Origin of the sequence: Clostridium ihumii AP5 (genome assembly GCF_000612845.1) — a bacterium.
GTDB classification, from domain to species: Bacteria; Bacillota; Clostridia; order Clostridiales; family Clostridiaceae; genus Clostridium_J; species Clostridium_J ihumii.
The window spans coordinates 43,038-61,736 of the sequence record NZ_CCAT010000044.1 but is presented as its reverse complement, the minus strand read 5'-3'; the positions used below and the strand labels follow the sequence as shown (position 1 = coordinate 61,736).

15 protein-coding genes are annotated in these 18,699 nt (G+C 28.0%); 2 read left to right on the top strand and 13 right to left on the bottom strand.

All coding sequences use genetic code 11. From position 1 onward, the window contains the following. Window positions 1-396: 396 nt before the first annotated feature. The 5 genes from citX to BN346_RS07630 form a co-directional block, all read right to left on the bottom strand. Window positions 397-927, bottom strand: a complete 531-nt coding sequence (citX, locus tag BN346_RS07650; RefSeq protein ID WP_051540155.1) for a citrate lyase holo-[acyl-carrier protein] synthase — start codon at window positions 925-927, stop codon at window positions 397-399. A gap of 5 nt (window positions 928-932) precedes the next feature. Next, window positions 933-1,976: a [citrate (pro-3S)-lyase] ligase gene (gene citC, locus BN346_RS07645; RefSeq protein WP_040327604.1), complete on the bottom strand. Its 1,044-nt coding sequence runs from the start codon at window positions 1,974-1,976 to the stop codon at window positions 933-935. Window positions 1,977-2,090: 114 nt separating this feature from the next. Continuing rightward, window positions 2,091-3,521 (bottom strand): potassium/proton antiporter, encoded by a 1,431-nt coding sequence (locus BN346_RS07640; protein ID WP_040327603.1) that lies wholly within the window; start codon window positions 3,519-3,521, stop codon window positions 2,091-2,093. Between the two features lie 369 nt (window positions 3,522-3,890). Continuing rightward, on the bottom strand, window positions 3,891-4,841 hold the full coding sequence (locus BN346_RS07635) for an L-threonine 3-dehydrogenase (protein WP_040327602.1): 951 nt from the start codon (window positions 4,839-4,841) through the stop codon (window positions 3,891-3,893). A 140-nt stretch (window positions 4,842-4,981) separates the two neighbouring features. Beyond that, on the bottom strand, window positions 4,982-6,175 hold the full coding sequence (locus BN346_RS07630; protein ID WP_040327601.1) for a glycine C-acetyltransferase: 1,194 nt from the start codon (window positions 6,173-6,175) through the stop codon (window positions 4,982-4,984). 400 nt (window positions 6,176-6,575) lie between these two features. Between BN346_RS07630 and BN346_RS07625 the strand changes: the two genes are divergently transcribed. Next, window positions 6,576-7,211: a 4Fe-4S binding protein gene (locus BN346_RS07625; RefSeq protein WP_040327600.1), complete on the top strand. Its 636-nt coding sequence runs from the start codon at window positions 6,576-6,578 to the stop codon at window positions 7,209-7,211. A gap of 47 nt (window positions 7,212-7,258) precedes the next feature. Here the strand turns inward: BN346_RS07625 and BN346_RS07620 are convergent, their stop codons facing one another. From BN346_RS07620 to BN346_RS07585, 8 genes are all read right to left on the bottom strand, one after another. Further along, window positions 7,259-7,966: a lysophospholipid acyltransferase family protein gene (locus BN346_RS07620; protein WP_040327599.1), complete on the bottom strand. Its 708-nt coding sequence runs from the start codon at window positions 7,964-7,966 to the stop codon at window positions 7,259-7,261. 38 nt (window positions 7,967-8,004) lie between these two features. Next, the gene (queG, locus tag BN346_RS07615; protein WP_040327598.1) at window positions 8,005-8,982 is read right to left on the bottom strand and encodes a tRNA epoxyqueuosine(34) reductase QueG; all 978 of its coding nucleotides are present in this window, start codon (window positions 8,980-8,982) and stop codon (window positions 8,005-8,007) included. Next, a complete protein-coding gene (locus BN346_RS07610; RefSeq protein WP_040327596.1) occupies window positions 8,972-9,952 on the bottom strand; it encodes an NAD(P)/FAD-dependent oxidoreductase in 981 nt (326 codons plus the stop codon). The genes queG and BN346_RS07610 overlap by 11 nt, the downstream gene beginning before the upstream one ends. Window positions 9,953-10,155: 203 nt before the next feature. Continuing rightward, window positions 10,156-11,136, bottom strand: coding sequence for an Rpn family recombination-promoting nuclease/putative transposase (locus tag BN346_RS07605; protein WP_051540154.1), 981 nt, complete (start codon window positions 11,134-11,136; stop codon window positions 10,156-10,158). 448 nt (window positions 11,137-11,584) lie between these two features. Then, complete coding sequence (locus BN346_RS07600) at window positions 11,585-13,429, bottom strand: extracellular solute-binding protein (RefSeq protein ID WP_101541688.1); 1,845 nt, start codon at window positions 13,427-13,429, stop codon at window positions 11,585-11,587. Then, window positions 13,429-14,307: an ABC transporter permease gene (locus tag BN346_RS07595; protein WP_051540153.1), complete on the bottom strand. Its 879-nt coding sequence runs from the start codon at window positions 14,305-14,307 to the stop codon at window positions 13,429-13,431. Before BN346_RS07595 ends, BN346_RS07600 begins: the two co-directional genes overlap by 1 nt. Further along, a complete protein-coding gene (locus BN346_RS07590) occupies window positions 14,307-15,389 on the bottom strand; it encodes an ABC transporter ATP-binding protein (protein WP_040327593.1) in 1,083 nt (360 codons plus the stop codon). Before BN346_RS07590 ends, BN346_RS07595 begins: the two co-directional genes overlap by 1 nt. 575 nt (window positions 15,390-15,964) lie before the next feature. Next, on the bottom strand, window positions 15,965-17,251 hold the full coding sequence (locus tag BN346_RS07585) for an MFS transporter (RefSeq protein WP_242838404.1): 1,287 nt from the start codon (window positions 17,249-17,251) through the stop codon (window positions 15,965-15,967). A gap of 194 nt (window positions 17,252-17,445) precedes the next feature. On the opposite strand from BN346_RS07585, the gene BN346_RS07580 reads away from it, so the two are divergent. Continuing rightward, window positions 17,446-18,666, top strand: a complete 1,221-nt coding sequence (locus BN346_RS07580; RefSeq protein WP_051540152.1) for an AI-2E family transporter — start codon at window positions 17,446-17,448, stop codon at window positions 18,664-18,666. Window positions 18,667-18,699: the final 33 nt, after the last annotated feature.

Genomic DNA, 18,699 nt, shown 5'->3' with positions numbered 1-18,699 from the left:
CTTAGCTTTTTTCTTGGAACAAATTGAAAATTAGAAAGTACTATATTCAAATGCCACTAGGCAAGGTTGAAACCTCGCCTATAGATAAATTGTCACTTTTCCCCTTTTTCTTTGTAGCTGAGATTTCAATCTTGGTGATCTTAGGTTTTGATGCTCCCCTAAAATCCAGTTAGAATAAATTCCACCCTACATAGTGATTAATAATTTCTCCCCTTCGTAGCTGAGGTTTTAACCTTGGCGGTCTTTGCTTTGGATATAAATTTTTTAAAGCAATATATCCAAATGATATTTTGTAAGAATGAATTCTAGCCTACAAAGATGGTAATGACATTTTAAAATAGAACTACTTTAACATTCACTTTCCATTATCAATTTTTCATTTTCAATTTTTCATTTTCAATTAATATCAGTATATTCTCTAACCTTATTTATTAAAAAGTCCTCTACTTCTTTTACTGTATGATTTTTGCTTCTTATACAAATATGAGCATAGTTATCACATATAAAACATTTTCTTTTCTCGCATCCTACAGTTTCCCTACTTATAGATTTTAAAAATTCGCCATCAGTAGTTTCATATACATCTATATCCCAAAATCTACCTAGCTTGTGTTCATTTTCTAATGATACAGTTTTTCTTTTAACATCGTAATTATCATCATTTATAGCCATAATTATATATGGACCTTCCGCAGACTTTTTATCTAATATGTATTCTATCCTATTATTAAATATTTTTATAAGTTCTTCTCTACCTTCATTTATAATGAATTCACTTATATCATTTTCTTTATTTACACCTGGATAGTTTACTCTAGCTACAATAATTGTACCTTTATACTCACTTGCTACCTTTTCTATAAGATTAACTCGTTCTTCTCTTGATTCTAGTATTGCATTTGCTTTTAATATTTCTTCTCTATCCATAACTCTTAGTGTGCAGAATTGCTATTTTTTATATTCTCCACTATTTCCTTCCCTTTTTCGCTATTTAAAAAATCTATTGTAACTTTAGGTATTAATTCATTAAACTCAGTTATACTATCATTTTTTATAAGTTCCCTAACTCTTGATGCACTAATTGCACTGTCTTTTTCTGTCTTTCTTTCAACTTCCACAACTTCTACATCAAAACCTGGTAATATATCTTTTAAAGTTTTGTTGTATGCATTAGTAACTTCACAATAAGGCTCACTACCCACATATCTTTTCTTTATATTAAACTTTTTAGCAAAGTACTTTCCAAAAATAGTTGCATCTAAAGTTGTGTATGCACTTAATATATCATCTTTCTTACGTAGAAAGTAAGATGGGAACGTAGCTGATGATATTATATATTCTGTTCCTTTTATTACTTTAACATTTTTAAGATGTTCACAACCTTTTTTAACTAAATTATATCTATCTTCTACTGGGAATAGTGATTTATTTTCTTCTACTATGAACACTAAAACCTCTTCATTTTCACTAGCAGCTTTCTCTATTAAATATAAATGACCTAAAGTAAATGGATTACAATTCATTACTAATGCTGCCCTGTTTTTTATTTCATCTAAGTTATATTCTTTCATAATTTTATCAAGTTTAGAATTTATATTGTAAATTCCATTTTCCAAAAGTGCAACTTTCTCACCTTTTTCTATTAACTTATATCCAAGACCTGAAAATATTTCAACATTTTTAGGTTTTGTAAAAATAAAGCTATGATATTTTCCTTCATCAAATAATTTATCATTTAAAGCATTTAAAAGCTTGGCTGAGACCCCTTCGCCTCTTAAATCATCATCTACTGCAAAGCATTTAAATACACTCTTAGATTTAGAACATGTAGCCTTTATTTCATCATCTACTCTTATCACTACTGTATAATCAACATCTTTGTCTAAATCCAACTCAAACTTTTCTAGAAATTTTTTAACTTCCTTTACGTCACGTTCTCTATTTAAATTTACTTTTTCTACATTTAATTCATACATTCTCTAAGTCACCACCATAATAATTTCAAAATTCACTCTTAATTATACATTAAATTTTTAAAATATTGTAATAAAATTAAGGAGAGCACAGAAAATTGCACTCTCCTTACATTTTTAATCAAAACATTCCATATAGTTTTTATCTAAATTATTACATCCAACAACAAGAACATCTCCATCTTCAATTACAGTAGATCCTCTCGGATGTACTATCATATTCTTTCTTTTTATTAAAACTACAAGAATATCATCAGGTATCTCTAAGTCAACTATCGCTTTATTAACACATTTATTTTCCTTTGTTACTCTAACTTCTACTAATCTTTCATTAAAATCATCTTTATAGTCATTAAATGTTTTTAAAACTGGCATATCATCATCTACTAAATCTAATTTTTTAGCTAACGCTGGAATTAATGTACCTTGAATTGAAACCGAAAATAAAGCTATAAAAAACACAATATGAAATATATCTGTTTCTATAATTGCCTTATGAGTAACTGCAAAGATTGCAAAAACTATAGATGCGGCACCTCTCAGTCCAACCCATGATATAAATATTTGCTCCTTTAATGGCACTTTAAACCATGTTAATATTCCAAATGTAGCAATAGGTCTAGCAATAAATATTAAAAATAAAGATATTAATACAGCAGGGAATATTATATCTGGCATTTTTGATGGGAATGATAACAATCCTAGTATGAAAAACAACATAATTTGCATAAGCCATGATATACCATCAAAAAAACTTACCAAACTCCTTTTATGTTTTATTTTACTATTTCCTATAATTATTCCACAAATATATACACTTAAATAGCCATTTCCCCCAATCCATTCACTAAGCGAATAAGATAATACAGCTATTGCCATAACAAATATAGGGTACATTCCCTCAACTTCAAAATTAACTTTCTTTAATATAGCAGAAACAATTTTAGCTAATACAATACCAACTAAAACTCCAAAAATAATTTGAGAGCATATTAAAATGAAAATAGACTGTTTTTTAGCCTCATTACTCATAAAACTTAATATAGTTATAGTGAGCATATATGACATTGGATCGTTGCTTCCACTTTCAACTTCAAGCAATGATGCTAATCCATTCTTTAAGTTCAATTTTCTTGAACGTAAAATTGAAAATACTGATGCTGCATCCGTTGAGCCAACTACTGCACCAATTAATAATCCTTCAAGAGTAGACGTTTTTAATATAAATTTACAAAATACTCCTGTTAGTACTGATGTTATAATAACACCTAGTGTAGACATAAGCACAGATTTTGTTGCTACAGGTTTTGCCGCTTTCCAATTTGTGCTGAAACCACCATAAAACATAATGAAAATTAATCCAATAGAACCTATTTGCTGCACTAATTCATAATTTTCAAATTTAATTCCAACAATTCCATCTGAACCAAAAAGCATCCCTATTACTAAGAATATTAGTAATGATGGAACTCCAAATTTGTAAAGTGCTTTGCTAAAGAATATGCATATTAGCAAAACTAGAGAACATAAAATTAAGGGTACTGTCATAAATATTATCATCCCTTTCTTAAAATTTAGTTTTTTCTTAATAATTGAATTGTCATTTATAAATATGATTTGAAATTTGATTACTTAGTATGCTGTTTATATAAAAATTAATATGAGTATATTTATTTTTTATATACTTAAAAGGAAGATATATTAAATTCAATAATCAAACGTAATTTTTGATACAATAAATAAATTTAAATAATATCTTAATTCCCCACATATAAATTATAGCTGGAATTAAACATTTGTGTCAATGTTTTTATAATTTTCAGTTTATTTTAGGCGAAGAAAAACTAACTAAGCATTTAGCTTAGTTAGTCATTCTAGGAAGAATTTTTATTTTATATAAACTTATAGTTATATAAGCTATATACCTTTTTCTTTTAATTTTTCTAACATATCTTTAGTCATTTTCTCTAAATCATACTCAGCTTTAAATCCCCATTCTTCCTTAGCTGCTGTACAATCTATACAATCTGGCCAAGAATCTGCTATTGCTTGTCTTACTGGATCAACTTCAAATGTTATCTCGAAATCTTTTATATGTTTTTTGATTTCTGCAGCAATTTGTGTTGGTTCAAAACTCATAGCAGCTATATTAAATGCATTTCTATGCTTTAATTTAGATTCATCAGCTTCCATTAAAGTAATTATTGCATTTATAGCATCTGGCATATACATCATATCCATATAAGTTCCTTTATCTATATATGAAGTGTATTTTCCATTTTTTAGTGCTTCATAATAAATATCAACAGCATAATCTGTTGTTCCACCACCTGGAAGAGCTACATATGATATAAGTCCTGGGAATCTTACCCCTCTTGTATCTACACCAAATTTAGTGTGATAGTAATCACATAATAATTCTCCTGATACTTTTGTTACACCATACATAGTTTTAGGTCTTTGTATAGTATCTTGTGGTGTATTTTCTTTTGGTGTATCTGGACCAAATGCTCCTATAGAACTTGGTGTAAAGAACTGACATTTAAGTTCTCTTGCAACTTCTAGTGCATTAACAAGTCCACCCATATTTATATTCCAAGCTAATTGTGGTTTTGCTTCTGCAACTGCTGAAAGTAATGCTGCTAAATGCATTATTGTATCAACTTTATGCTCTTTTGCAACCTCTAAAAGTCTTGCTCTGTCTGTAACATCAACTATTTCAAATGGACCTCCAGTAACTACAGGATTATCTTCTGGTTTTCTTATGTCTGTTCCTACTACATTTTCATTTCCATATCTTCTTCTTAATTCTGTAACTAACTCACTACCTATTTGTCCTAAACAACCCGTAACTAATATCTTTTTCATAAACTTATGCCCCACTTCCATTAAATAATATAAATGTCCTAATGTCCTATTTTTAAATTATGAAGGCCTTATCCTCCATTTTATATTTTTATTAATTTTAAATAATTTAATTTTATATATAAATAAGTGCCTCTTACTCACTATTTAATAATCCCCATTTCCTTACCAACTTTTGCATATATAGCTATTGCTTTATCAAGCATTTCTTTTGTATGTGCTGCTGTTGGCATATTTCTAACTCTTGCTGTTCCCATTGGTACTGTTGGGAATACTATAGATTTTGCATATACGCCTTCTTCATATAGTCTTCTACTAAATTCTTGAGCTTTATCAGCTTCACCTATAATGCATGGAGTGATTGGTGTTTCACTATTTCCTATATTAAATCCAAGTTCTTTTAGACCTTTCTTTAAATAATCCCCATTAGCCCATAGTTTTTTGTTAAGTTCTGTACTTTCTGTTAATATATTTAAAGCTTCAATACAAGCACCAGCTGCTCCTGGAGTTAAAGAAGTTGAAAATAGGAATGGTCTACCCCTTACTTTTAACCAATCTATCAAATCTTTAGAACCAGCAACATATCCTCCAACAACTCCTATTGCTTTAGATAATGTTCCTATTTGGAAATCAACTTTATCAGATAATCCGAAATGTTTAACTGTTCCTGCACCATCACCAAGTACTCCTGAACCATGCGCATCATCAACATATGTTATTAAGTCAAACTCTTCTGCAATCTCAACTATTTCTGGAAGCTTAGCTATGTCTCCATCCATTGAGAATACACCATCAGTTATAACCATTATTTTTTCATATAAGCCTGATTCTTTAGCTTCTTTAGCCTTAGCTCTTAAATCTTCCATATCTGAGTGATTTACTCTTATTATTTTTGCACCAGATAATCTGCAACCATCTATTATAGATGCGTGATTTAATGCATCTGATAATATAGCATCTTTCTTATTCATAACAGCAGATATCGCTGCCATATTACAATTGAATCCTGATTGGAATGCAATTGCAGCTTCTGTATGTTTAAACTCTGCTAATTTTTTTTCAAGCTCTATGTGTATATCTAATGTTCCGTTGATAGTTCTAACAGCTCCAGCTCCAGCACCATATTTTTCTGTTGCTTTAACTGTTGCTTCTATCATTCTAGGATTTGTAGCAAGTCCTAAATAGTTATTAGATGAAAGATTTATAAGTTCTTTTCCATCAATATTTATAACTGGACCATTTGAACCACATATAACATCTATCTTGTTATATAATCCTTTACTTTTTAAATCTTCCAAATTAGTTGTTAGAAAATTTTTTAATGCATTACTTCCCATTTTACACTCCTCCTATTTTTTCATATCGAATAAAGAACTAATTTGCAATAATATTGTTGGTTAATTGTAAATGCTTAATAGTTTGTTAACTTTTAACAACTAGTTAATTTTTAAATACATATTCACCTATCTATTTGTTTTCTACATAGTTCTTAAATTCCCTCTAAAATTTTACAAATATTTTTAATATTAACTTTTTGTTAACAATTCAGACTTTTTATATAGTTTATCTTTATGTTCTTTAAAAATTTTTCTTTATATTTCCTGTATAAATATATTTTAAAATATTTAATTTATGTGTTTATCTTAATAATTTTATAAATACTCATTTAATCATAAAATAAATATTAAATCATACAATTAACTATAAAATCCAATTAAACATAAGGGAGATATTGTTATGAACTTTTTTAAGAAATATGGTTATATAATCTTTCTAGTATTTTTAATTGCATCTCTTTTTGATATGAGATTTGCACTTATTGCTATAATTTGTATGGTTGCTCCCATAATTATCTCATTATTTGGTAAAGGCAGATATTGGTGTGGAAACTTTTGTCCTCGTGGTAGTTTTTTTGATAACATTTTGTCTTATGTATCACCTAAAATTAAAGTACCAAGATTTTTTAGAAGTATTTTTCTTAGAGCGTTTATGGTACTTTTTATAATATATATGTTTGCCAATGGAGTGAGTAAAAATTGGGGTAATTTATTTGGAATAGGCCTAGTTTTTTATCGTATAATTGTCGGAACATCAATTGTTGGAATTGTACTTGGTTTATTCATATCACACAGAACCTGGTGTAATTTCTGTCCCATGGGTTCAATTGCCTCATTAATCACGAAAATTAGAGGTAAAAAAATATCTCTTAAGGTAAGTAGTACCTGCATAAATTGTAATATTTGCACTAAAACATGTCCTATGGGCATATCACCTAAAGATTATAAAAATGGATATGTATTAAACTCTGATTGCATACACTGCAACGAATGTTTAAATGCATGCCCTAAAAATAGCATTCAGAAAAATTTCTAAATTAAAATACAAAAGGAGATATACTAACTTCGCATATCTCCTTTTTTTTATTTATTTATCTTATAAAATCCTTGATACTCTTCTGGTAATAATGTTGAAACTGATGTCATTATCTCCCACAGTGCTCTTTCATGATATTCATTTCTATCTTCATCTTTTTCCTTAGCTGGTAACTTAAATGGTTTTCCTACATTTAATTCTACATTAGCTTCACATATTTCTTCTGATTCCATTTCATTCTTATTTATTGGCATAAACTTTTCTGTTCCTGTAATTCCAACTGGAACAATTGTTGCCTTAGAAAGTTTTGCAATTAAAATTATTCCTTTTTTAGCCTCTATCATTTCACAAGTTCTACTTCTTGTTCCTTCTGGGAATATCATTATGTTTCTTCCTGATTTTAACGTATTTATAACTGCTGCTATAGCATCTTTATCTGCTGAATTTGGTTTTATAATAACACGTTCAACTAAATCTAAAACTAAGTTTGTAAAATGATTTTTACTAAGTTTTTCTCCTGCTACAAATACTGGCTTGTATTCTTTTAATGCTATATCTAAAAACATTCCATCAGAATTGCTTAAATGGTTTGATATGAAAATTATAGGTCCTTCTATACCTTTTAAGTTTTCCTCACCATTAATTTTTAAATGTCCGTATGTCTTGCAACACTCTTCTATTTTACTTCTAAGTACTTTTTCTCTCATATCCTTTGGTAACTCTTCTACAAGAGCTAATTGATGCTTTAAATCCATATATAATCACCCTTCTCATTTATTAATCCTATTTAAAATTATCTTTTAAATAATCTATTATAATAATCTTTTATGTATGGAGAATTAATATTTTTTTCTATATTATCTACGTCCATTTTATTCTTATGTTTATACTTAATTAATGCATTTCTTATTAAAATATTTTTTCCTCGCCATCCACAACTACATTTTTTATATTTATTTTTAAAATCACTATTATTTATAGCAATTATATTTTCGATTTCATCTTCTATCATAAATGGCAATGCATTAAATTCACTAAAGTTTGATTCTATTGCATTTTTATTTAATGGACATACATCTTGGCATATGTCACACCCAAAAATCCTTCCATTTATACTTTTAATTTCATCATCTGAAAGTTCCTTTTTTTGAGTTATATACGATAAACATTTATTAAAATTATTTTCAATTTTATTTTCTTTTAATAAACCTTGAGGACATGCTTTTATACACATATTACACTGACCACAATCTTTATCTATTGGTTCATCACTTTCTAAGTTCAAAGAAGTTATAATCTCACCTAAAAAAATATATGAACCATATTTTTCAGTTATAAATGTATTATTTTTCCCAACAAATCCAATTCCACATAAATATGCTATATATCTTTCTGGCAATGGATTATTATCCACAAAAGCTTCTGCTCTTCCACCTAATTCTCCTATATATCCACAGATAAGCTGTAGATACTTTTTTACAACTAGGTGATAATCTTCACCAACTGTGTATTTTGAAAAATTATTTACTTTTTTGTTATCCTCATGAAAATAAGGAATTGCTATTGATATAATACTTTTTCCTTCTTCCATTATTAAAAATGGATTGATTCTTTTTTCAATTTCTTCTTCTTCGAATTCAACTTTAAGTTTATTTAAATTCCTATATTCATATTCTGATATTAATTCTTCAAATTTCCTGCACTTTGTAAACCCTATAGTATCAATTCCTATTGAATTTGCAAACTTAATTATTTTTTCTTTATTTTTCATTTTTTATTGTTCCTAAATATTTCACAGCCTCTATTGCTGCCTTTTCACTTTCTTCTGTGATTTTATCTGCAGTTTCGTATCCTGAAACTATTGTTCCACAACTAAATATACCAGTGATTGACGTTTGCATATCTTCTTTAACTAAAATCTTTCCATATTTATCAACAATTATTCCTAATTCTTCTGCAACTCCTGATTCAGCCTTCATATATATGGATAATACTAATGTATCACAATCCATATACTGTTTAGAGCCTTCTATAATTCTCTTATTTTTATCAAGCTTACTTATGTTTACTCCTGTTACTCTTCCTTCTCCAAAAACTTTTGTAACTCTTGAGTTTGTCATAACATTTAAATTAAACTCTTCAACAAATTGCTTAGATTTAGGACTCTTAGCTTTAATCTTATCTGTAGTTTCTATTATTCCTTTTACATTTGCTCCCTCTAAAATCAAACTTCTAGCAGCAAATATAGCTGTATCTTCCGAACCTAATATAAATACATTTTTTCCTGGCAAAGTAGCCCTTTTATTTATTAACTTCAACGTAGACATTGCACTAACTATTCCAGCACATCTATGACTTAAAATATTTTTATATCCTAAAGGACGTTCTCTTGTTCCCATTGCCATTATTATTGCATTTGCCTTAAGTGTTAATATTCCTTCCTCACTTACAGCTGTAATTTTTTTATCCTTATCAATACTTATAACATTTGCTAAAGTTTTATATTCTATATTACATTCTTTTAATTTTTCTACCAAACTATATATATACTCTGGAGCTGTTAAATCACCACTTGTATATTTACTTTTGAACCCATTATGAACACAATAATTTAATGTTCCACCAAGTTCAAACTCTCTTTCTAATACAAGAACTCTCTCTGCTCCATATTCTTTAGCTGTAATTGCGGCTATCATTCCACTGACCCCTCCACCAATTACAATTAAATCATACATTTTCATTATATACCTCCAAGGTTTTATACACATACACTTTTAAATTAACTCTTTATTTCTCAATACTTATTATAATATATATCTTATGTTTTGTAATCCTTCTACAATCTTCTTTTTCTTCTTCATACATTTTGCGTATCATTACTAACTTTTATTTTTTATACTAACTGTTACTATTTAATTATTATTTTCAAACATAAAAAAGCAGGTTATCCACCTGCCTCAGTTTCTTTTCTTATTTTTTTAACTACTTCTATGTTAAGTCCTACTTTTAATGCTATAGTTTCATCATCTAAAATATCTAATAAATTTCTAGTTAGCTCTAATTTTTCTTCTTCTCTTCCTTTTTCTATTCCTTTTTCTATTCCTTTTTCTATTCCTTTCTTCTCTGCTTTTTCTTCCATTTCTTTTATTATAAATGCATTGTTAGCTACCATATTCTTAACCTCCTCTTTACTTGCGTCTAAAACTTCCCTTGCCTTTTCAGCTAGTCTATCCTCGGTTGTATTTTTTATCCAATGTTTTATAGCTTTTAATTCTTCCTTTGTAAGTTTATCAAAGAATAATGCTATTGTTTTAACTCTTTCTAAAAACTCTATTGGTGTTATTTTTTGATCTAATAAAAATATAGCTGATGTTACATTTTTATTTTCCACCAATTTTTCTTTTGTAAATCCGTTGTTTATATCAATTATATCATATGTAAAATTTAAAATTCCATTGTGAAATTTATCTTCATTATAGAACATTTTTCTAAATTCATTTGGTGCATCCCAAACCTTTGTTCCATTATATAAAACAATTGGAACTACTGCTGGTATTTTTATATTCTTATCATTTTTATCATGTTTTGCATTTTTACAATACTCTCTAAGTATTTCACAAATATAAAATAAAAGCCTTATTGGCATTGTGTAGTCAACTCTTGATTGAAATTCTAAAAGTATATAAAATATTGCTTCACTATCTCCTATTTTTGCTTTATATACTATATCTGATTCAGATTCTTCATAATCAGAAGCTATGTAAGACTTGTTAACTAGTGTTAAATCTTCTGCACTTAACCCCTTCGTAAACTCCTTATTTACAAAATTCTTTAATAAATCAAGTGCTATTTCCTTTTTTGAATACAAATCTTTATAGGATTTATCATGAATATGATATATATCCTTTTTAATTTTTTTATCCAACTAATATCATTCCTTTATCTTTTCATTTATCTTAAGTTGTACCCTCAAAACCTAAAATTATACATTAAGTGGTCAATATTTATAACCTTGCTTTATTTTATCTTTCCCTCTTAGAAATACCAATTAATTAAAGAAAAAGAACTTATTTATTCTTCACTTTTACATGAATAATAAATAAGTTCCTTCTATTTTGTAAAACTTTACCGTCCTATAGATTTATCAATTTAATAAAACTTTTTAAATTCTTTTAAGTTAACATAATCTATAGGACTTACCTTTCAATTGGACCATCCTCAGCTGTATTAGCCATTTTAGCCTCATCAGTATGAATGCTTTGGTTACTTGGATTATTCATCTTTGTTCCCTCCTACATTCAGTTTTGTTTTACAATAGTATTATGTGTAGATTAGTTTTAATTATACATACAAATACACATAAAAAACTTTTTCTATTTTCCTTTAGAATTTTTTACTTGTGTCCATATGTCATCATATAGTTTAGTAGCTTCTCCTACGTCTTTTATAAGCTCATTATGTTCAACTGCTTCTCTTGGAGGATATACTGCTATATCTTCTAATTTTTCTTTTGGCATTAATTTTTGAGCTTCCTTGTTTGGGTTAGCATATGGAAACTCCTCTGAAACTTGAAAACTTACTTCTGGCTCATATATATAGTTTATAAACTTTTCTGCAAGTGCCTTATTCTTCGCTGTTTTGGGCACAACAAAGTTATCATATTGTGGAATCGCTCCTTCTTTAGTTAAAATAGTTTCTAAGTTTGGATTTTCAAGTTTTGCTAGGTATGCTTCAGTTCCCCAAACATATCCTGCTACTGCTTCACCATTTATAAGTAATGTTTTTGGTGATTCACTATCAAATGCTTTTATATTTGGCATTAATTTTATTAAATCCTCTTTTGCTTTATTTAATTCATCAATATTTGTAGTGTTTATTGAATATCCATTCTTTTGAAGGGCAAGTCCTATCATAACCCTAGAATCATCTAAAACTACTAGTGAGTTTTTAAACTTCGGATCCCATAAATCCTCAAAACTTGTAAACTCTTTGTCTACTTTACTTCTATCAACTACTATATAGTTTCCACCCCACATATATGGAAAACTATATTTATTTCCTTTATCAAACTCTAAGTCTAATACATTATCATCTATATTCTTTATATTTGGTATATTATTTTTCTCTATTTCTTGTAATAACTCTTGTTTAATCATAACTTCAATAGCATAATCGCTTGTTATAATTAAGTCATATGGAACATTTCCACCCATTAACTTTGCAAGCATCTCTTCATTTGATGAGAATGTCATATAATTTACTTTTACATTATATTCTCTCTCAAATTCTTGAACTACTTTTTCTGGAAGGAATTCTGACCACGTAAATATATTAAGTGTTTCTTTTTCTGCTGTTCCAACTCCATTAAACATTGTAAATCCACCCAAAAATACAACCATAGCTAAAGCTATTACACTTAAAAATTTCTTTAACTTTTTATTTTTTAATGCATTTCTTCTTATTCCTTCTGCAATTAAAACAATAGTTAAAGTAAATATCATCATAAGTGTTGATAACGCATTTATCTCTGGAGTTACTCCAAATTTAACCATTGAAAATATTTTAAGTGGCAATGTGTTACTTTGCGGTCCTGCTGTAAAGAAACTAATTATTACATCATCCAAAGATAAAGTAAATGCAAGCATGGCACCAGCTAAAATTCCTGGTGATATTATAGGTAGCGTTACTTTTGTTAGTGTTTGCCAAGGTGTTGCTCCTAAATCAAGTGCCGCTTCCTCTATTGAACCATCAAATCCTTCTAGCCTTGCTCTTACAACTATTACAACATAACCTATGCAAAATGTTATATGTGCAAGTATTAATGTTGTAAGTCCAGCTTCCAAATTAATCATTGAAAAGAATACAAGCATTGATATACCCATAACTATCTCTGGTATAACAACTGGAACATATAAAAGTCCTTCAATTGCCTTTTTTCCTTTAAACTTGTATCTATACATACCTATTGATGCAAGCGTTCCTATTATAACTGCAAATATTGTACTTACAAATGCAATTAACAAGCTATTTTTTAATGCAACTAAAATCTGTTGATTAGTCAAAAGCTTTTTATACCAGTCTAATGTAAATCCTGTCCATGTAGCATTTAATTTAGACTTATTAAACGAAAATACTACAAGCACAAATATAGGTAAGTATAAAAATAAATAAACTAATGTTGCATATATTTTTGGAAATACACTTTTTTTATTTTTCATTATACTACCTCCTTTGTGCCTTCTTTATTTTGCGTAGCTTTAAAATATATTCCAATTGCAATTAACATTAATATTATTAAAACTACAGCTATGCTAGACCCAAAAGGCCAATCTCTTGCTGTTAAAAATTGATTTTTTATTAAATTTGATATAAGCATAGTTTTACTTCCACCCATTAAATCTGAAATAAAGAAATATCCAAGAGTTGGTATAAACACCAACATACAACCGGCAATAATTCCCGGTTTAGTAAGTGGAAGTGTTATTTCTCTAAATGTTTTATATGGTGAGGCTCCTAAATCATTTGCCGCTTCTATATAACTCATATCTAATTTTTCTATTGAAGTATATATTGGAAGTATCATAAATGGTAACATTATATAAAGCATTCCTATAAACACCGCAGCATCTGTATACAACATTTCAAGCGGTGCTGATATAAGTCCTATTTTCAATAATATTGCATTTATAACTCCCTCTGTTCTTAAAAGTATTATCCATGCATACGTTCTAACTAATGAATTAGTCCAAAATGGTAATATTACTAACAATAATAATAATGTTCTATGTTTTTTCTTCGCTCTTCCAATAAAATATGCAAATGGATATCCTATTATTAAACATCCTACTGTAGTTAATATTCCAATAAGTACAGTTTTCCATAGTATTTCAAAATACATAGGTGTCATTAATCTTTTATAATTGTCCAACGTAAAAGGTAATTGTATATTTCCGTACTCTCCTCTTGATAAGAAGCTAAATATAAATACTAATATCAGTGGTACAACAAAAAATGTTATAAGCCATAATCCAACTGGTCCTACGGTGCTTAGTATAGATTTAAGCTTACTATTCTTTCTATTTTCTGTTTTATTCATTACTGAACCACCACTGCATGCTTAGGATTCCAAGTAGCAAACAATGAAGGTTTCATGTCATTATCTAGTGAATAAACATCACTTATTGGCTCAGATACAACAAACTCCATTCCATTTTTAGTTACAACAACAGTTTTTATAACAGCACCATTATAAATTCTCTCTTTTATGTTTACTTTTACTCCTGCCATACCATCATCTATATTATTTGATAATTTTATTCTTTCTGGTCTAACGGCTAGACAAATTTCCTCTGTTAGAGTATTTTCTTTTTCTCCAATAAAGATGTCTTCACCTATTTCATTATCAACTAGATATAAAACTTCACCTTTTTCTAATACAGTGCCTTCAAATAAATTTGTTTCGCCTATAAAGTTTGCAACAAATTTTGTTTTTGGTTTTTCATATATTTCTGCTGGAGTTCCAACATGCTCTATAACACCTTTGTTCATAACAACTATTCTATCAGACATTGTTAATGCCTCTTCTTGATCATGTGTTACATATATAAATGTTATTCCAAGTCTTCTTTGAAGTTGCTTTAATTCTAGTTGCATTTGCTTTCTAAGTTTTAAATCTAATGCTCCTAATGGTTCATCTAATAGCAAAACTTTAGGGTTGTTTATAACCGCCCTTGCTATAGCAACTCTTTGTTTTTGACCACCTGATAGTTCACTAGGCATTCTTTTTTCATACCCTTCTAATTGAACCATCTTTAACATTTCACTAACTTTTTCTTTTATTTCACTATCTTTTTTATTTTTTACCTTTAAACCAAATGCTATATTATCAAAAATATTCATATGTGGAAATAATGCATAACTTTGAAACACAGTATTTACACATCTTTTATATGCTGGTACATTAGAAACACTTTCTCCATCTATTAGAATTTGTCCTTCTGTTGGATTTTCAAACCCAGCTATCATTCTTAGTGTTGTTGTTTTACCACATCCACTTGGACCTAAAATAGTTAAAAATTCACCTTTATTTATATCCAGTGATATATTATTAACCGCCAATCCATCGCTTCCTATAAATGCTTTACTAACTCCTTTTAATTGAACCATTACATCAATCAAGAAAATCACCCCTACTTTATTATTTTGTTTTTTTACATTATTTATTAATGTTTTTTGATTTTATTTAAATTTTTATTTTATACTATGTATTGAGTGTTTAATTTTAATCAATAAAAAACCCCTTGCATAAAAAATTGCAAGGGGTAATATTGGTCAAAATACTAAAATCAAGCTGCCTTATATGATTTATGAACTAATCAATAAATTTAGAATAAGTCCAAAGTGTTAACTGACATATCTTAGCTTGTCGTCTTCATTTTATTAACCCCTCTACATTATTTATTTTTACTAATTCAGTTAAATATAAAACCCATATTAGCAAAAATAAAACTTAATCCTTCAAACATATTTAAAGCAACTTAATATTACACTGCTATAATAAAATATGTTTTAACTTTATTAAAAATTCATAGCTATTTGTATATTATAATGTTGTTTCTTATATACGCAGCTATCCTTTTTTACTTTAATATTCTTAATTATACTGGCTTATTATCTATTTTTTAGCCATTAAATCTAATTATATCAAAGAAAAATATAAATTTCTACATTTTATTTTATTTTCATACCATATCCTACACATTACTAACTTTTTTTCTCTTTTTAGATGATCCAAATACTAACACTATAGTAACAAATATCATAGATATAATTCCACTAAAAACAAATGCATTAGAAGGTCCAAATTCATTAGATATAGTGCCTGTAAATAAACTTCCTATAGGAGTAACCCCTGCAAAAAGCAAACTGTAAACACTCATAACTCTGCCTCTATATTCATCCTTTGAATTTAGCTGAACTGTTGAATTTGAATTTGTTGAAAAAGTTATATTAAATATTCCAACAAAAGCTAAAAGACCAGCCATCATATATTGATTTCTATTTATTCCTAAAATTATAAGTAATACCCCCATTATATAAGATGCTCCAACTATAACTTTAGATTTAGGACCGCCTTTACTTCTTGTTGCCATTAAAAGTGCACCTATAAGTGAACCTGACCCTAGTGCAGACATTAAAAATCCATATCCTTTACTTGAAAGTCCTAATGTTTCAACTGCAAACAATGGTATTATTACATTGTAGTTGTATGCAAATATACCCATAACAGTTATTAAAGCAAAACTTTTTACAAGAACCTTATTGCCTTTTATATAAATTAATCCATCTTTTATATCCTTAATTACATTTATATCTTTACTTTCTTTTTTCTTATATACTGTTCTTATTTTAGATATTCCATATATAACAGGTATAAATGAAACTGCATTTATTAAATAACATCCTGCTATTCCTACATATGCAATTATTATTCCAGCCACAGCTGGTCCAAGCATTCTAGCTGCATTAAATACTGATGAATTTAATGCAATACCATTCATTAAATCCTCTTTTCCAACTAATTCAATTACAAAAGATTGTCTTGTTGGCATATCTATCGTATTAATAATTCCATTTATAACTGCTATTACAAGCAGATGCCAATATTTTATTGTTCCTGTTAAAACAAGTACTCCTTGTATAATAGCCATTGCCATTAATCCTATTTGTGTAAACAAAAGAATTTTCCGTTTTGAAAATCTTTCTATAAATACACCAGCAAAAAGTGAAAATATCATCATAGGTGTAAATTGAAGTGCATTTAAAAGACCTAATAAAAATGCTGAATTATTGACTGTTATTTCTTGAACTAACCATCCTTGAGTAGTGCTTTGCATCCAACTTCCTATAAGTGATACACATTGACCAAGCCAAAAATACCTAAAATTTTTATGTTTAAGTGCTGGAAAAACTTCACTTCCTTTCATTCTTATTCTTTTAAGCGATTGGGTTACATTTCCCATCTTTATAATCATCTCCATTTGTTGTAGGGTTTTCATTCCTACATTCAACTATATTTTAATTTTAATGAATTTTCACAATATTTACAATACTAGTTTTGTTTTTATAACCATTTATTTTATTTAAATCATTTATTTTCCAGTATAATGGTTATAATTTATAATTATTTTGTTTATAATCATAATATACCAATCTGAAAAGGGGGTTTTTAAGAATGAATTTGGACAAGCTAAAAGAAAAAATTAAATCCAATTTCTATATAATATTGATAATTTTATTAGCATATATCGGTATAAAACTTATTGACAATGCTAATTTACTTGCCACATTATATAATTTTACTTTAAATCTGCTATGGCCATTCCTTCTTGCATTTATCATTGCATATATTTTAAATCCATTAATGCGATTTTTAGAAACTAAATGTAATCTTTCTCGTGGTATAAGTCTTCTTATTACATTCATTGTGGTTTCTCTAATTGTTGCATTTTGTATTGTATATGTTCTTCCTGAAGTTATTTCAAATATTAAAGCACTTGTTAATTCCATACCAGATATGGTTACTATTGCTGACAACTGGCTTCAAAACAATTTAAGTATTGACCTTGCCAATAAATTAGCAAAGAAACTAAATTTAATTCAAAATATTGGTGAATGGTCTACAAAATTATTTAATACGGCCCTTTCTTCTTTGGTGACTTTTACACTTTCAGTTTTTAATTGGATTTTTGCACTTATAATCGCAGCTTATTATTTGTATTACAAAGAAATGCTTTTAAAATCATCTCGTAAATTTATATTCTTTGTTTTTAGAGAGAATTTAGGAAAGAAATTTTTAACATTCATTCATTCCGTACACTATATGTTAAGCACTTACTTATGGGTTAGGGCTGTCGAATCTACTATTGTTGCAATTGCCTGCTTCATAGGTCTTATATTCATACATTCTAAATATATAGTGTTAATTTCTATTGTATTTGGTGTAACTAATATGATTCCTTATTTTGGACCATTTATAGGAATTGTTTTCGGAACTATATTAAATTTATTTATTAGTCCTATGAAAGCCTTTATAATTTTAATTTACTTATTTATATTGCAACAAATAGATGGAAACTGGCTTGGTCCTAAAATGTCATCTAACAGTGTTGGTATTAATCCTATAGCTTGTTTATTTGCTATTACTGTTGGTGGTAAACTCTACGGTATGTTTGGAATGCTTCTTGCAGTTCCTATTGCAGGTGTAATAAAAATATACTATGATAAATTCTTTAAAAAATATAATAATAATCATCCTGAAATAATGGAGCTAATTGATAATTATGAAGTTGATATAACAGAGTTAAAACTTAGTAATCCTAAATCTATAAAAAGTTCTTTTATGGGAAACCATCCCACTGAAGATAAACCTAATAATAAAGAAAATGATGAATAAATCTAACTAAAAAAACTAGCATAATTGCTAGTT

What these genes read in the sequence shown, in the direction of transcription:
- citX (WP_051540155.1), bottom strand. Translation starts at nt 927, where the DNA reads ATGGATAGAGAAGAAATATTAAAAGCAAATGCAATACTAGAATCAAGA.
- citC (WP_040327604.1), bottom strand. Translation starts at nt 1,976, where the DNA reads ATGTATGAATTAAATGTAGAAAAAGTAAATTTAAATAGAGAACGTGAC.
- BN346_RS07640 (WP_040327603.1), bottom strand. Translation starts at nt 3,521, where the DNA reads ATGACAGTACCCTTAATTTTATGTTCTCTAGTTTTGCTAATATGCATA.
- BN346_RS07635 (WP_040327602.1), bottom strand. Translation starts at nt 4,841, where the DNA reads ATGAAAAAGATATTAGTTACGGGTTGTTTAGGACAAATAGGTAGTGAG.
- BN346_RS07630 (WP_040327601.1), bottom strand. Translation starts at nt 6,175, where the DNA reads ATGGGAAGTAATGCATTAAAAAATTTTCTAACAACTAATTTGGAAGAT.
- BN346_RS07625 (WP_040327600.1), top strand. Translation starts at nt 6,576, where the DNA reads ATGAACTTTTTTAAGAAATATGGTTATATAATCTTTCTAGTATTTTTA.
- BN346_RS07620 (WP_040327599.1), bottom strand. Translation starts at nt 7,966, where the DNA reads ATGGATTTAAAGCATCAATTAGCTCTTGTAGAAGAGTTACCAAAGGAT.
- queG (WP_040327598.1), bottom strand. Translation starts at nt 8,982, where the DNA reads ATGAAAAATAAAGAAAAAATAATTAAGTTTGCAAATTCAATAGGAATT.
- BN346_RS07610 (WP_040327596.1), bottom strand. Translation starts at nt 9,952, where the DNA reads ATGAAAATGTATGATTTAATTGTAATTGGTGGAGGGGTCAGTGGAATG.
- BN346_RS07600 (WP_101541688.1), bottom strand. Translation starts at nt 13,429, where the DNA reads ATGAAAAATAAAAAAAGTGTATTTCCAAAAATATATGCAACATTAGTT.
- BN346_RS07595 (WP_051540153.1), bottom strand. Translation starts at nt 14,307, where the DNA reads ATGAATAAAACAGAAAATAGAAAGAATAGTAAGCTTAAATCTATACTA.
- BN346_RS07585 (WP_242838404.1), bottom strand. Translation starts at nt 17,251, where the DNA reads ATGGAGATGATTATAAAGATGGGAAATGTAACCCAATCGCTTAAAAGA.
- BN346_RS07580 (WP_051540152.1), top strand. Translation starts at nt 17,446, where the DNA reads ATGAATTTGGACAAGCTAAAAGAAAAAATTAAATCCAATTTCTATATA.